Origin of the sequence: Sunxiuqinia elliptica (genome assembly GCF_900113005.1) — a bacterium.
Taxonomy (GTDB): domain Bacteria; phylum Bacteroidota; class Bacteroidia; order Bacteroidales; family Prolixibacteraceae; genus Sunxiuqinia; species Sunxiuqinia elliptica.
In genome coordinates, this window is record NZ_FONW01000001.1 from 279,433 (window position 1) to 293,282 (window position 13,850).

The following is a 13,850-nucleotide window of genomic DNA, read 5'->3' on the forward strand; positions in this document are numbered from 1 at the left end:
ACTCCATGTACTTTTCATCTATTCAGAGACTTCAGATAGTCAACCAGCTTGCGAACCGCACGCCCACGATGGCTGATCTCATTTTTCTGGTTAGCGTCCATCTCAGCAAATGACTGGCTGAATCCTTCAGGCTGGAAAATCGGATCATAACCGAAACCATCCACTCCGCGACCTTCATTCAAAATCGCCCCTTCTACCCGTCCTTCAAACTGAGTTTCAAGCCCATCAATCACCAACGAGATTACGGTTCTAAAACGAGCATTCCGCAATTTTATTTCTTTCATTTTATCCAGCACCTTCGCCATATTGTCACCAGCGTCGCGCGCAGGACCAGCATATCTCGCCGAGTAAACACCAGGCTCACCATTTAATGCATCAATTTCTAAACCAGTATCATCTGCAAAACAATTGTAACCGTACTTATTGTAGATGAAAAAAGCCTTCTCCGATGCATTTCCTTCCAAGGTTTCCTGGTTTTCAGGAACCTCCTCCTCGCATTGAATATCCTGTAAACTTAAAAGATGAATTTCATCTCCTAAAATTTGTTGTAACTCTCTTAATTTATGTTGATTGTTGGTTGCAAATACAAGTTTCATAGTTCACTGTTTCCATTTGATTTCAGAAATAGTCTAATTAGGGAATTCATCTTCTCCGGCTATTTCTTATTACCTTTAAAGCATTCAAATTTACAAAAACCTATTGATGACCAACACAGAAATCATAACGATGCTTATTGAAGAGCTTAAAAAGGTGTCAACGCCTGAACGCCAAGAACAAGCACAAGCTAATTTTCCATCACGCCTCCATATTCTTGGAGTGCGGGCACCAGACCTGAAAGCTATTGTTAAAACATGGAGCAACATTTTATATGATTTTAGCCCCCAGCAATGGATTCAATTGTGTTTGGAATTGAGCCATCATACTATTTTTGAATGCCAGACATTGGCTTTCGAACTACTGTGGAAGAATAAAAAGGCCTTAAAAGCTTTAACTGAAGAACAAATCATTGCCCTTGGAAATACCTTGGACAACTGGGTGTCGACCGATACTTACTCGACGATGATTGCCGGCTGGCATTGGCGCGAAGACACCTTATCCGACAAGCAAATCAAGACTTGGCTTGCAAGCCCGGACCGATGGCTAAGGCGGACGGCAGTAGTGTGTACCGTTCCGCTAAATTTGCGCGCCAAAGGAGGAACTGGCGACACCGAACGCACATTAATGGTATGCGAACAGGTCATTGATGACCGGGATGATATGGTAATTAAAGCTCTTTCGTGGGCATTAAGAGTACTTTCAAGATCAGACAGGCTGGCCGTTGAGCAATTCATGGAAAAGCACTGGGAACGTCTTCACGGGCGCGTTCGCCGCGAAGTAACCACCAAACTGACGACTGGCCGAAAGAATGGCTAATGCTGATTCAACCAGTTTCAGGCAAAAGAAAGACGCCTTTTACTCAGCAGCCACCAACTGACGATCCTCACGAACCAGCCCATCTTCCAGACGAACCAAACGGGAACCATAGTGTGCAAATTTCTCGTTGTGTGTCACCTGGATAATGGTCATTCCCTGCTCATTCAATTCCCGAAGGACTTCCATAATCATCTCCCCTTGCGACGAGTGTAAATTTCCAGTCGGCTCATCGGCCAGTAACAAACGTGGCTTTCCTACGATGGCACGAGCAATACCCACCAACTGTTGTTGTCCCCCTGAAAGCTGGGCAGGAAATAAGTCCTTCTTGGCAACCATGTTAAACCGATCCAACAAATCGGCTACCATGGCTTTCCGTTCTTTCCCTTTCACTCCTTTGTAAATCAATGGAGTTTCAATATTCTCATAAACCGTCATTTCCTCGATTAAATGATAGGCCTGAAAAATGAACCCCATGAAATTACGATGGTATTCCACCTTTTTCTTCTCTTTGAGCTCATTCACAGGCGCATCATAAAAAAACAAACTCCCGGCTGATGGGGCATCCAGCAAGCCAATAATATTCAGAAGGGTGGATTTACCGGAACCACTAGGTCCCATAATACTAACAAACTCTCCTTCTTCAACTTGCAGGTTAATCCCTTTCAGCACAAATGTCCGTTGAAACTTTGAATCGAAGTAACGGTCAATATCATTTAGTCGAATCATATTCTTTGTTTTTCACAATTGGTTCAGAAAACGTACCACAATGATACCTATATGAATTACAAACAGTTAACAAAATACAGTTCAGGAAAACTGTCAAATAAATTAACAAGTTCTGTCAATTTTTTTGACAATTCACGGCATCTTTATTCCAATGAGATGAAAAAAAGGGAACCACATGCATGGTTCCCTTGGAGTTATTTCTTAAAGTCTTATTCAGCCGCTTCGCCCGGCACAGGAACTTTGGCATTCGGCACAATACCAACATCGCCCATAATGTACGTATCCGGTCCAAGTTTCACGTCTGAGTTCATCAATTCTTCATAAGTCACTTCCTTGCCCGTGTAAGCTGAGGTACGTCCCATAATTGCACACAGGTTGGTAATGGCTGTTTGCTCGGCTTCATTCACCGAAATATTCTGACGTATGCAGGTAACCAGATCAATGTGCTCCTGTACGTAAGGACTGATCTTCACATTGCGCTCCGGCTGCCCGTTCTCATCCAGCGGATAAGGATACTTGTACAACTCTGCTCCGGTGGCATCCCAAATCGTATTCTTACAATTGGACGAGCCTTTTGTGCCCATCACAAACTCCGACACATTGTTGACACATCCGTTGATCTGACGGCACATGCTATGCGTATGCATCTTATCATCGTAAGTAAAGTCGACACTGAAGTTATCAAACTGATCGCCTGTTACCCGGCGCTGGCGAGAACCAAAAGCAACAGCTTTGGTCGGGTGTTTGCCCGAGAACCAGTTAATCACATCAATATTGTGAATGTGCTGTTCCACAATGTGATCGCCCGACAACCACAACCAGTTCACCCAGTCGCGGATCATGTACTCCATTTCGCTCCAGTCGGCATTCGGGTTGCGATGCCACAGTTTCGACTGGTTCCAGTAGCAGTTGGCACTTACAATCTCACCAATGGCTCCATTGGCCACCTGCTTGTACACTTCAATGTAGTCGCGCTGGTGACGGCGCTGCGTTCCGGTTACAATTTTCAGGTCCAGCGATTCGGCTTTCTTAGCAGTAGCCATCACCGAGCGGATACCAACCGGGTCTACAGCCACCGGTTTTTCCATGAATACATGCTTACGGGCCTGTACGGCTGCCTCGAAATGCTGAGGACGGAAGTGAGGCGGTGTAGCCAGAATCACCAGGTCAACGCCCGAGTCAATCACTTTTTCAAAAGCATCAAAGCCCAGGAAAATATTTTCGTCAGGCACTTCATGATTGGCTTGGTCTTTCAGTTTCTTGCGGCAGTCATCAATCCGGTCCTGGAATACATCGCCCAGCGCATGGATCACCAGGTTAGGACCAGCATTCAAAAAGTCGAGCGCTGCTCCCGAGCCACGGCCGCCACAGCCGATCACACCCGCTTTTATTGGTTTTCCATCCGGAGCCTGGTCCAGTAGTGGTGGCAGGTTCAGTTCCACGGCCTTTTGTTTTTCGGCACAGGAAACCAGCGCATTTGCGCCAATGACGCCAACAGCTCCGACTGCTGCGGCACTGGTTAAAAATCTTCGTCTTGAATAGTTCGATTTGTCTGTCATGATATCTAGATTTAGTTATTGATTACCGGTTTTTTCATCAAATTCACACACAACACGGAAGCCAACCATATTGGCATCAGAATACCACCAAATACTCTTTGGCATTTGTGGGTCAGTCTTCATCCAAGCTTCTGTTTTGGTATAATCACGAGTGGCTGAGCGAACGTCAGCAGCAGAACTCTTAAACGAACCACCACGAACAACATGTTCTGTTCCTGTTGCCGGCCCTTTGGGATCTTTTACACCATCGGTTAGCTTAGCGTAAGCGTCCGGAGCATACCAATCCTGACAGAATTCAGCCACGTTGCCGAGCATATTTTTCAGTCCAAAAGGATTCGACCGAACGGCAGATGGCAATTGTGTTTTCATCATGCTATTGGCCTCATAAATAATGAACGAATTGATATTGGTTGTATCTGCTCCAAACAGTTTATTCCATAGTTTATCTTGAGAGAAATCTTTCGGGTTACCTTCAAAAAAGTATGGCGATTGCGTTCCTGCACGACAAGCATACTCCCACTCAGCTTCTGTCGGCAAGCGGTAAGTTTTTCCGGTAACTTGCGACAACCATTCGCAATAGGTCAAAGCGGCTTTATGACGCATGGTAATCGCTGGCCGGTTCCCCATTCCCCAGTTCTGATCGGGCTGTCCATACGGAGGTGTTGGCCCCGTAATGGCATCTACCTCGCCATCCATTCGGGTTCCTTCGGTATCAGTACTTCGGCCTTCAGCCCCGGTTTGCCCGTAAAATGCTAAGAACTCATTCCAGGTCACCTCAACTTCAGCCATAAAGAATGGGCTGATTTCAACTTGTTTCTGGGGTCCTTCATCCTCGTTCCGATAAGGCTCATTCTCCGGACTTCCCATTGCAAATGATCCTCCAGGAATGGCCACCATTTTAAATGATACTGGCGTATTGGGGATTTTCTCTGTAAATGTTTCGTGCTTGCTAACTGCTGTCGCTTCCTGGTAAATCTCACGATTTTCCTGCATGTCTTTTCCAAAGCCAACATTGCTTTCATGCGTCGCATTTGGATCAAAGTGCCCAACGTGCAAGTGACAGTTAATACAGCTCAACTCCTCCTCATTCTGAGAATAATACAAGTGAGCATCCTGCCCCTCAGCAGATAAGGTCAGCGGGAATAAGTTAGCATGGCATTGCACACACGAAGCTTTGTAAGTAAAATGTTGCGCCTGTTCCACCGTTGACTTAGCTTCCCAGTTGAAACTCTCATGATCTTTGAACAAATAGCCATAAATGTCTTTTGCTCCCAGGCGGGCTTTCTCAACCAGATAACCTTCTCCTTTGGGAGGCAAGTGACAGTCGACACAACCGACCTGAATCCCACTTTTATTATCATAATGGGTTGATAATTTCCAAGACTCGGTTACATGTGGATGCACGTGACATGATTCACAGAACTCGTTGGTCGACGTATACTCCACCGATCGGTTAAAGCCAATCAGGACCAAAAGCCCCAATGCAAATCCAATAAATAGTACAAGAAGAATCTTTTTTTGAAAGAATTTTCGTAGCCTTCCAGCCATGACGTTTAGCGTTTTAGTTAGTTTAAATTAGAGCAGTTGCCTACAAATTTAATAAAAACAAGCACTCAAAATACTTTTTAACTCTAGTAAAAAAGAATAAAGGTTGCCGGGCAGCAACCTTTTTCAAGGGAAAAATCAAAATGGGAAAAGGAAATTGAAAATGAAACGGTTAACAAAGGACTAGCAAAAGTTTAAATTAACAGAGCCATTTTCGTACAAACTCACAAGTGTTTCTATGAAATAAGCAAGTAAAAGACTAACTTATATGGTGTTAAAAATACACGAAAAGAAACAGCCCGAGCTTATGCTTGATTTACGAAAGCATTAAGCGATCATTAACGATCATCCGAAATAAGATCTGAATTATTAGCATAACTTTAACACAACCTGACGACAATTGGTCCAGTATTTAATCATGTCACAACTAATTACATACCTTCAAGCTTTTGCCGAACTTTTCTATCCTCGGATTTGTCTGGTTTGCAATGAGAAACTGATTGCAACAGAGAAGCACTTATGTCTGACCTGCCTGCTGCACTTGCCACGTACCAACTATCATGAGCAAGCCGAAAACAAGCTTGAGGAGCTCTTTTACGGACGTGTTCAGATTCATCGGGCAAGTGCTTATTTTGAATTCAAAAAAGGAAGTTCCTACCAAAAAGTGCTCCATCATCTAAAGTACAGGGGACAAAAAGATTTAGGGGAGTTTATGGGAAATCGATTTGCTGAAGAAATCAAACAAGCCGACTGGATTCGGAAGGCAGACCTGCTTTGTCCGGTTCCGCTTCATCCTAAGAAGGAGCGCAAACGAGGCTACAACCAAAGCTTTCACATTGCAAAAGGGATGGCTCAATCGCTACAAATACCGATCTCCCGGCAAGATTTAATTCGGAAGAAATTCTCTTCAACACAAACCCGAAAAGCACGTTACGAGCGGTGGGAAAATGTAAGTGAGATCTTTGAACTCAAAAACCCAGCAGTTTTTGAAGGAAAGCATGTTATTCTTATTGACGATGTCGTGACTACTGGCTCGACACTAGAAGCATGTGCACAAACCATTTTAAACAAATGCCAGTGCCAAATAAGTGTTTTGACACTGGCAATTGCCTAGGCCAAGTAGCGATTTATTTATCAGCGACTTCGCCTTGATAAATTGTGGAGCCCCGACTTAAGCCATAGGCTGCAAAAAAGCCCAACGCGCCATCACTAATATTCCCCTTTAAGTTAGCCGACGGGCCGCTAAACAAAGGAATTTTCTCGTTCGTTTCAAGCTTTGCACCATTTATAAATGTGTAGTACTCCTCTGTAATTGCGGCCATTTCAAGTGTGATTGTATCTCCTTTCTCGACCAATTCTCCTTTTTCTTCATCAAAATATTGGACGATTGGACCATTGATCGCACTACCATTAAAAAAGCGATCTTCAATGACCCAATAATTATGGAGTGAATCGGTATAAAGCTCGCCATTCTTATAAACTTTAAACAAGTAGTAATCTTCGACATCCGGATTGTCTTGGCCAAAGACACCAACTTCCCAGCCATCCCAATCAGAATTATAAACGACTGCTACCCCCTCAACTTCGGAGTAAGGCTTCATTTCTGTTTTTGCCCAGTAGGTTTCCATTTGTCCATCCTCATTGGCATCTACATTGCTAATATCAAGTCGGTATTGTCTGCCAACAACTCCATGGTAAGTTGCAGGGGTCAAATAAACTCCGGGGCGTTGCTCATTTTCGGTCAAAAGAATGGCTTCTTCTCCATCATCAAGCATCACCTGAGCATTCGAGATCATTGAAGGAGCTTGATTACTGAAATAAGCAGCTGAACGGCTCAATGTAATTTCATGTACCTTGGTTTCATTGGTTAGCTCGCCAAAAACGATCAAACGAGCTTCTCCGGCTTCCTCCAGATCAATATCCACCCGTTCGGTACAAGACGCCAAGCCCCCAATCAACACAAACAAAATATATAAATAACTGTATTTCATGACTAATTAGAATTTAAAGTTGTAGGTTACTGCCGGAATGATTGGAAACAGGTAAGTTTTCTCAGCGTAGGTCTCCGTTGGTTTTTCACTATCCTGAATAAAACTCATGGCCCAGGTATTCTTCCTGTTGTAAGCGTTGTAAATAGAGAACACCCATTCACCACTCCAAGGCCGGTTTTTCCGGTTTCTCGATTTCAGAGCCAATGATAAATCCAAACGATGATAATCGTCGTAACGCGATCCATTGCGTTCAGAATAATATGGAATTACGGTCCCATTTACCTCGTAACGCTGAATTGGTAAGGTTACCGGCTGACCTGTTGAATAAACCCAGTTGGCAGACAACGATACCCGTTCGCTTAATTGATAGTTCAGCACCGTGCTGATGTCATGCGTTTTATCGAAAGGAGCAACATAGGTTTTCCCATCGTTGATCCCCGGGATAGTTCGTTCAGCCCGCGACAGGGTGTAGCCCACCCATCCGGTCAAATCTCCTTCTGTCTTTTTCAAAAGAAACTCAAGCCCATAAGCTTTGGAATCGCCCACCCTCAGTTCTCCTTCCAGGTATTTGTTGAGCAATAAATCAGCATGATCAGCAAAATCAATTGTATGCTGCATATCCTTATAATAGCCCTCTACAGACAGCTGGTACCGATCGTTTTGAAAGTTGTGAAACACGCCCAAAGCAAGCTGATCGGCAACTTGTGGTTTCACATTGGGACTAGATGGAAACCAAATATCAAGCGGACTACCAGCTGTAGTATTGGTTGCTTGCTGAATGGTTTGACGTGAACGATTGTAATTAAACTTCAAAGACCAGTTGGGGGCAATCATGTAGTTGACTCCCAAGCGAGGTTCCAGTCCCCAATAGTTTTGATACACCTCACCCGAAGCATAAAGTGTAGAATCCACCACCTGGTAGTTCTCATCATAGTCGTACACTGTTCCTTCGCCGATACTTTGGAAAAGTGAAACACGCAAACCATACTTCAGCACCAGCTTATCTCCAATTTTGTGTTGATGAGAAAGGTAAGCAGCATGCTCCAAGGCATAGTTCTTATCAACGATATACTCATTGAAAATGGATTGCTCTCCAGTTCCTTTGGCTGCCCCGGGATTAAACGTATGGTAGAAGCTTTGAGCTCCAAATTTTAAAACATGCTCAGGCGTAATGTAGAGGCCAAAATCGGCCTTCACCCCAATATCTTCCAAGTCGGATTCCCATAAAAATGAATCTGGCTCATCCTCTGCAGTTCCCAACTCATAGTCGTAGCGGCTCCACACGGTTGTCAGGTTCATAAACAGTTTTTGGCTGAAAATATGATTCCAGCGTGCCGTAAAAGTCCGGTTTCCAAACCCCATCCTGAAATAGGGGCTTTTCATCACATCCCGTCCCAAGTAACTACTGATGTACAAGCGGTTGTTATCATTGAACCGATGGGTTAACTTCAGGCTGGCATCATAAAAGTAAAGCCGGCTATCCCGAACATTCTCATCCGAAGAAAGTGGCAGGAAAAGGTCCATGTAAGTTCTTCGTCCTGAAAGCAGCATGGTAGTTTTATCCTTTTTCAAAGGACCTTCCAAGGTCAACCGACTCGAAATTGTTCCGATACCTCCAGCTCCAGTAAACTCTTTTGAGTTCCCATCTTTCATTCTCACATCAAGCAAGGAAGATAAGCGCCCCCCGTATTGAGCCGGAACATCTCCCTTGTAAAGCTTCAGATCTTTGATGGCATCGTTATTGAAAACGGAAAAGAAGCCCATCAGGTGCGAGGCATTGTACACAGTGGCTTCATCCAGCAAAATTAGGTTCTGGTCAGGACTTCCGCCACGCACACTAAACCCTGAGCCTCCTTCTGCAGTTGAATGCACGCCCGGCAATAACTGAATCGCTTTGATCACGTCAACCTCACCCATCAATGCCGGAATAGACTTAATGGTTTTGGTTTGCAATTTCTCCACCCCCATTTCAACTTGGGTGATGTTCTGGTTTTTTCGTTCACCCCTCACCTGAATCTCGTCCAGTTCCTCTGATCCGGGTGCAAGCTCAATTTCAATCCGAAAGTCTTCTGTAAGTTCAACCGTTTGCGAATAATCGTCGTAACCGATGTAACTACACAGCAGCGTGTAGGCTCCGGGAGCAACGGCAATTGAATAAAACCCGTAACTGTTGCTGATAGTGCCGACACCAAGTTCTTTGATCATCACGGAAGCACCAATGAGGCTTTCTCCAGTTTCGGCATCCAAAATGTGTCCGCTGATAATCTTTCGTTCCGACTTTTCATCTTCATCAGTAAAGGCATAAAGTAGATTTGCTGTAACAAGAAATACAGCAAAAAGGAAAAGTAGTTTTCTAAACATTGTTTAACTGATTTTCAAAGTAATTTTTGTTTTCTGTTTCTGACTTTCCCTATAAGACAAGCTTTACCTTTAAACGTTGCAGTTTTTTGATAAAAAAAGAATTACAAAACGCAAACAACTGATCGACAACAAAGAATCAAGATAAAAATATTATTTTCCTAATCGGTAATACAGGCTGGTACTAATTACGTTATTGTACTGGTCGTCCCACCAATACCAGTAGATGTCGCCTGGTAAATCACGAATTGGGAGGAACGAATAGGCGATTCGAAGCTCCACTTTCAAGCGATCGTTGATTTGCCAACGCGATCCCAACAAAGCCTGAAAATCGAAATTATTAAATGGGCGTTCATCTTCCTCCGGGAAAGGCCCATGATTTTCCCACTCCCCACTGTGCATCAAGTATCCTACTGATGCTCCGGCAATGAAAGAGATCGACTCACTGGTTCTGATGCCCAAGTATACAGGCACATCCATATAGCCTAAACGCATGATGTATTTTTCCTGGTCCTGCGTTTCCCGATCTGGATTCTTCCGACTACCTTTTTGGTTGTACTTAATTTCGGCTCCGGCATAAAAACGCATGGACAGATCGGTTTGAACATAACCTCCAAACGATACCCCGGGCTTGTGATAGCCGGTGGTAAAGTCACCATCAACCTGCGAAGCATTTAAACCTCCAACCAAGCCCCCTTCAAAACGTTGGGCCTGAACATTGAAGAACAGCCACGACAAAATTCCTAAAAGTAAAATTCGTTTCACACTATATCAGTTGTTTAAGTTTATCCTTAAGCTGAGCAACTCCTTCACCCGCCTTTTCTTCAATAAAGGTAACCCCTTTCATGTAAACCGGTGGACGTTCGGGATCGACAACAAAAACCGGGACGTCTTCCCGAATGTAATGCAGCAATCCTGCTGCCGGATAAACATTTAGTGATGTTCCAACAACGACTAAAATATCGGCCTGTTCAACCAGTGGAACCGCCTCGTCCATTGCAGGAACCATTTCGCCAAACCAAACGATGTGCGGCCGCAGTTGGTAGCCTTTTTCACACAGGTCTCCAAACTTAAGCTCCCAACCATCCAAGTCATAAATCAAATTAGGGTAACGTGTACTTCGCACTTTCTTGAGTTCACCGTGCAGGTGAAGCACCTTGGAAGCTCCTGCCCGCTCATGCAAGTCATCAACATTTTGGGTGATAATCTGTACATCAAAATCTTGTTCCAGCTCAACCAGCCCTTTATGTCCTTTATTGGGCTCACTTTCATACAGCTGTTTTCTCCGGTCATTGTAAAATTTCATAACTAACTCGGGATTTCGCTCCCATGCTTCCGGCGTGGCTACCTCGGTCACGTCATATTCTTCCCATAAACCACCCATGTCGCGGAAAGTACGGATTCCGCTTTCCTGACTCATTCCGGCTCCCGTCAGAACAACCAATTTCTTTTTCATTTGCCTATAACTGTTTATTTCACTGATGACTTCCAGATCGAAATTGCACCACAACCTCCTCCTTCACCATAAAATCGATCATCCTCTGTTCATCATTTCTGAGTTTGCTTTAAAGATAGCTTATTCAACAGGAAAAAGGAAAGCCCAGCCCCATGGGTTTTTGGCTCCATCTTTCCAGTTCCGGGCTCCTTAGAATTCCATACGTTTTGCCCCTGCACGCTGCAAACACGCTTTCGAAGTTTTTCGAGACAAACAGCTTTAGCATTCCACATCGAATACTTATTAACACATCAAACCTAAATGGGGCAATTTTTCCTACTTTTGTGCCTATGATTGACCAAGCAACAATTGATCGAATTATGGATGCAGCCGAGATCTCAGATGTGGTCTCGGAGTTTGTAACGCTTAAGCGAAGAGGAGTTAACATGCTTGGTTTATGCCCGTTTCATAACGAAAAGACTCCCTCGTTTATCGTTTCACCAGCAAAAGGTATTTTCAAGTGTTTTGGCTGTGGAAAAGGTGGTAACTCCGTCAATTTCATCATGGAGCATGAATCCTTGTCGTATCCCGAGGCATTGAAATGGCTTGCCAAGAAATACCATATCGATGTACAGGAATCTGAGGAGACCGAAGCACAAAAGCAGTTGAAGGATGAACGCGAGAGTATGATGATTGCATCAGCTTTTGCTCAAAAATATTTTACCCGATACCTGTGGGAAGAGAATGAAGGCCGCACCATCGGCCTCAGCTACATTCGGGAACGCGAACTGCGCGACAACATCGTTAAAAAGTTTGAACTTGGCTACTGTCCTGATGGGAAAGATACCTTTACGCAAGCGGCGCAACTGCAAGGCTACCAAATGGAATTTTTGGAGAAGACAGGGCTAACCATTAAGCGCGACGACTGGGTACGCGACCGCTTTGCAGGTAGGGTGATTTTCCCTATTCACAATGTGGCCGGACGAGTCATTGCGTTTGGGGGACGAACGCTCAAGAAAGACAAAAACACGGCAAAATACCTTAACTCCCCCGAGTCGGATATTTACCACAAAAGCCGGGTACTTTATGGAATCTTTCAAGCCAAACGGGAAATAACCCGCCAGGATAAATGCTACTTGGTCGAAGGTTATACCGATGTGATTGCTTTTCATCAAGCCGGGATTGAGAATGTGGTAGCCTCATCGGGAACGGCACTAACACCGGACCAGATCAGGTTGATCAAGCGATTTTCGCCCAATATCACGATCATTTACGATGGGGATGAAGCTGGAATCAAAGCTTCGTTGAGGGGAATTGACTTGGTACTGGAAGAAGGCATGAACGTAAAAGTGCTGCTCCTTCCGCAAGGAGAAGACCCTGATTCGTTTTCGCGGTCGATGAGTTCAACGCAACTTCAGGAATATATCGAGGCCAATCAAACGGACTTTATCCGATTTAAGACCAAACTCCTGCTTGAAAATTCAGAAAATGATCCGGTTAGTAAAGCCCGTTTAATCAGCAATATTGTCCGCTCCATTTCGGTTGTCCCAGATGCCATTACGCGCTCCATGTATATCAAAGAATGCAGTAGTTTGATGGATGTTGGGGAAGATATTCTTTACACAGAAATCAGGAAACTGATGCAGAAGGAATCAGACGATCTTCGCCGTAAAGAGTACCGGGATCAAACAGCCCGAAAGCTGGCTCCTCAGCCTGTACAGGAACAGAAGGTAATAAAAAACCTTTGCGAAATTGAAGAGCGGGAGATTCTGCGCATTCTGCTAAAATATTTTCACACCGAAGTTTTTGAAGAGGAAGGTGAAACGCCGGAAGAAACCATCTCCATCTCGGTTGGTCGTTTTGTGATTGAAGAGATTGAAAACGACGGTCTTTACTCCGACAATGAGCTGATTAACAAATTTGTGGATTTATTCAGAGAAAACCTGGATAATCCCCAATTTAAACCAAGCCAGTTTTTCATCAACCATTCTGATCAGCAACTTTGCCAACTGGCCAGTGACCTGATGTCGGAGAAATATGTGGAAAGCAAACGCTGGAAAAAGGGAGGAGCCTTTGTTGAAAGTGAAGATGAAGTTTTGGATCTCCTTGTTCCTAAAATTGTCCAGGAGTACAAACTCCGTAAAGTAAAAAATATGCTTTCTGACCTGGAGAAAGGGATTCAGCTTGCTTCCGACGATATGGAGAAAGTTCTGAGCCTTCAAAATCAATACATTAATCTAAAAAAAGTTGAAAAGCATTTGTCGATTCAACTCGGCAACCGCACCATTACCAGATAAAATCCCCAGACCATGAGAACCTTATTTATTGAAGATCGTGAAGAGATCAATGAAGTCATCAGGGCCTGTAAAACGTGCTTTGTAGGCATGTCTCTTAATGATGCCCCATACGTACTTCCGATGAACTTCGCCCTCGAAGGCGATACTATCATCCTTCATTCAGCTCAGGAAGGACGCATGTGGGAGACCATGAAGCAGAACCCTCAAGTGTGTATCAATTGGACCTTGGGCGAAGAACTAGCTTGGCAGGATGTCCGTGTTGGCTGCAGCTATCGTGTCAAATCAAAATCGGCTGTTGTTGAAGGCTCCATTGAGTTTATTGATGATTACGATGAAAAATACCGCCTATTAGGGAAGATCATGGGACAATACAGCGACCGTGAGTTTAAGTTTGGGAAACCTGCTGTTGTCAACGTTGGTCTTATGAAAGTCCACATCAATAAAATCACAGGGAAGATTTTCGGAGCCAAAGCAGTAACTCCATGGAATCAAAACAAGGAATAAGTAAAGCCATTGTCTGACTGAT

The 13,850-nt window shown here is 44.2% G+C and carries 12 protein-coding genes; 4 read left to right on the forward strand and 8 right to left on the reverse strand.

What is annotated here, in order from left to right; genetic code table 11:
* Nucleotides 1–14: 14 nt before the first annotated feature.
* Nucleotides 15–596 (reverse strand): non-canonical purine NTP diphosphatase, encoded by a 582-nt coding sequence (locus tag BM156_RS01090; protein ID WP_093917972.1) that lies wholly within the window; start codon nt 594–596, stop codon nt 15–17.
* 106 nt (nt 597–702) lie between these two features.
* Here BM156_RS01090 and BM156_RS01095 point away from each other — a divergent pair, with 106 nt between their 5' ends.
* On the forward strand, nt 703–1,413 hold the full coding sequence (locus BM156_RS01095; RefSeq protein WP_093917973.1) for a DNA alkylation repair protein: 711 nt from the start codon (nt 703–705) through the stop codon (nt 1,411–1,413).
* Between the two features lie 39 nt (nt 1,414–1,452).
* Here the strand turns inward: BM156_RS01095 and BM156_RS01100 are convergent, their stop codons facing one another.
* From BM156_RS01100 to BM156_RS01110, 3 genes are all read right to left on the reverse strand, one after another.
* Nucleotides 1,453–2,139, reverse strand: coding sequence for an ABC transporter ATP-binding protein (locus BM156_RS01100; protein WP_093917974.1), 687 nt, complete (start codon nt 2,137–2,139; stop codon nt 1,453–1,455).
* Between the two features lie 209 nt (nt 2,140–2,348).
* Nucleotides 2,349–3,698: a Gfo/Idh/MocA family oxidoreductase gene (locus tag BM156_RS01105; RefSeq protein WP_093917975.1), complete on the reverse strand. Its 1,350-nt coding sequence runs from the start codon at nt 3,696–3,698 to the stop codon at nt 2,349–2,351.
* A 15-nt stretch (nt 3,699–3,713) separates the two neighbouring features.
* Complete coding sequence (locus BM156_RS01110; RefSeq protein WP_093917976.1) at nt 3,714–5,246, reverse strand: SUMF1/EgtB/PvdO family nonheme iron enzyme; 1,533 nt, start codon at nt 5,244–5,246, stop codon at nt 3,714–3,716.
* Between the two features lie 415 nt (nt 5,247–5,661).
* Between BM156_RS01110 and BM156_RS01115 the strand changes: the two genes are divergently transcribed.
* A complete protein-coding gene (locus BM156_RS01115) occupies nt 5,662–6,357 on the forward strand; it encodes a ComF family protein (protein ID WP_093917977.1) in 696 nt (231 codons plus the stop codon).
* A gap of 13 nt (nt 6,358–6,370) precedes the next feature.
* On the opposite strand, the gene BM156_RS01120 is transcribed toward BM156_RS01115, so the two are convergent.
* The 4 genes from BM156_RS01120 to BM156_RS01135 form a co-directional block, all read right to left on the reverse strand.
* On the reverse strand, nt 6,371–7,234 hold the full coding sequence (locus tag BM156_RS01120) for a DUF4249 domain-containing protein (protein WP_093917978.1): 864 nt from the start codon (nt 7,232–7,234) through the stop codon (nt 6,371–6,373).
* Between the two features lie 6 nt (nt 7,235–7,240).
* Complete coding sequence (locus BM156_RS01125; protein ID WP_093917979.1) at nt 7,241–9,595, reverse strand: TonB-dependent receptor; 2,355 nt, start codon at nt 9,593–9,595, stop codon at nt 7,241–7,243.
* A gap of 150 nt (nt 9,596–9,745) precedes the next feature.
* Entirely contained in the window at nt 9,746–10,357 is a 612-nt protein-coding gene (locus BM156_RS01130) for a porin family protein (protein WP_093917980.1), read from the reverse strand.
* A 1-nt stretch (nt 10,358) separates the two neighbouring features.
* Nucleotides 10,359–11,048: an SIR2 family NAD-dependent protein deacylase gene (locus tag BM156_RS01135; RefSeq protein ID WP_093917981.1), complete on the reverse strand. Its 690-nt coding sequence runs from the start codon at nt 11,046–11,048 to the stop codon at nt 10,359–10,361.
* 329 nt (nt 11,049–11,377) lie between these two features.
* On the opposite strand from BM156_RS01135, the gene dnaG reads away from it, so the two are divergent.
* The gene (gene dnaG / locus BM156_RS01145) at nt 11,378–13,324 is read left to right on the forward strand and encodes a DNA primase (protein WP_093917983.1); all 1,947 of its coding nucleotides are present in this window, start codon (nt 11,378–11,380) and stop codon (nt 13,322–13,324) included.
* A gap of 12 nt (nt 13,325–13,336) precedes the next feature.
* On the forward strand, nt 13,337–13,828 hold the full coding sequence (locus BM156_RS01150) for a pyridoxamine 5'-phosphate oxidase family protein (protein ID WP_093917984.1): 492 nt from the start codon (nt 13,337–13,339) through the stop codon (nt 13,826–13,828).
* The last annotated feature ends 22 nt before the right edge of the window (nt 13,829–13,850 follow it).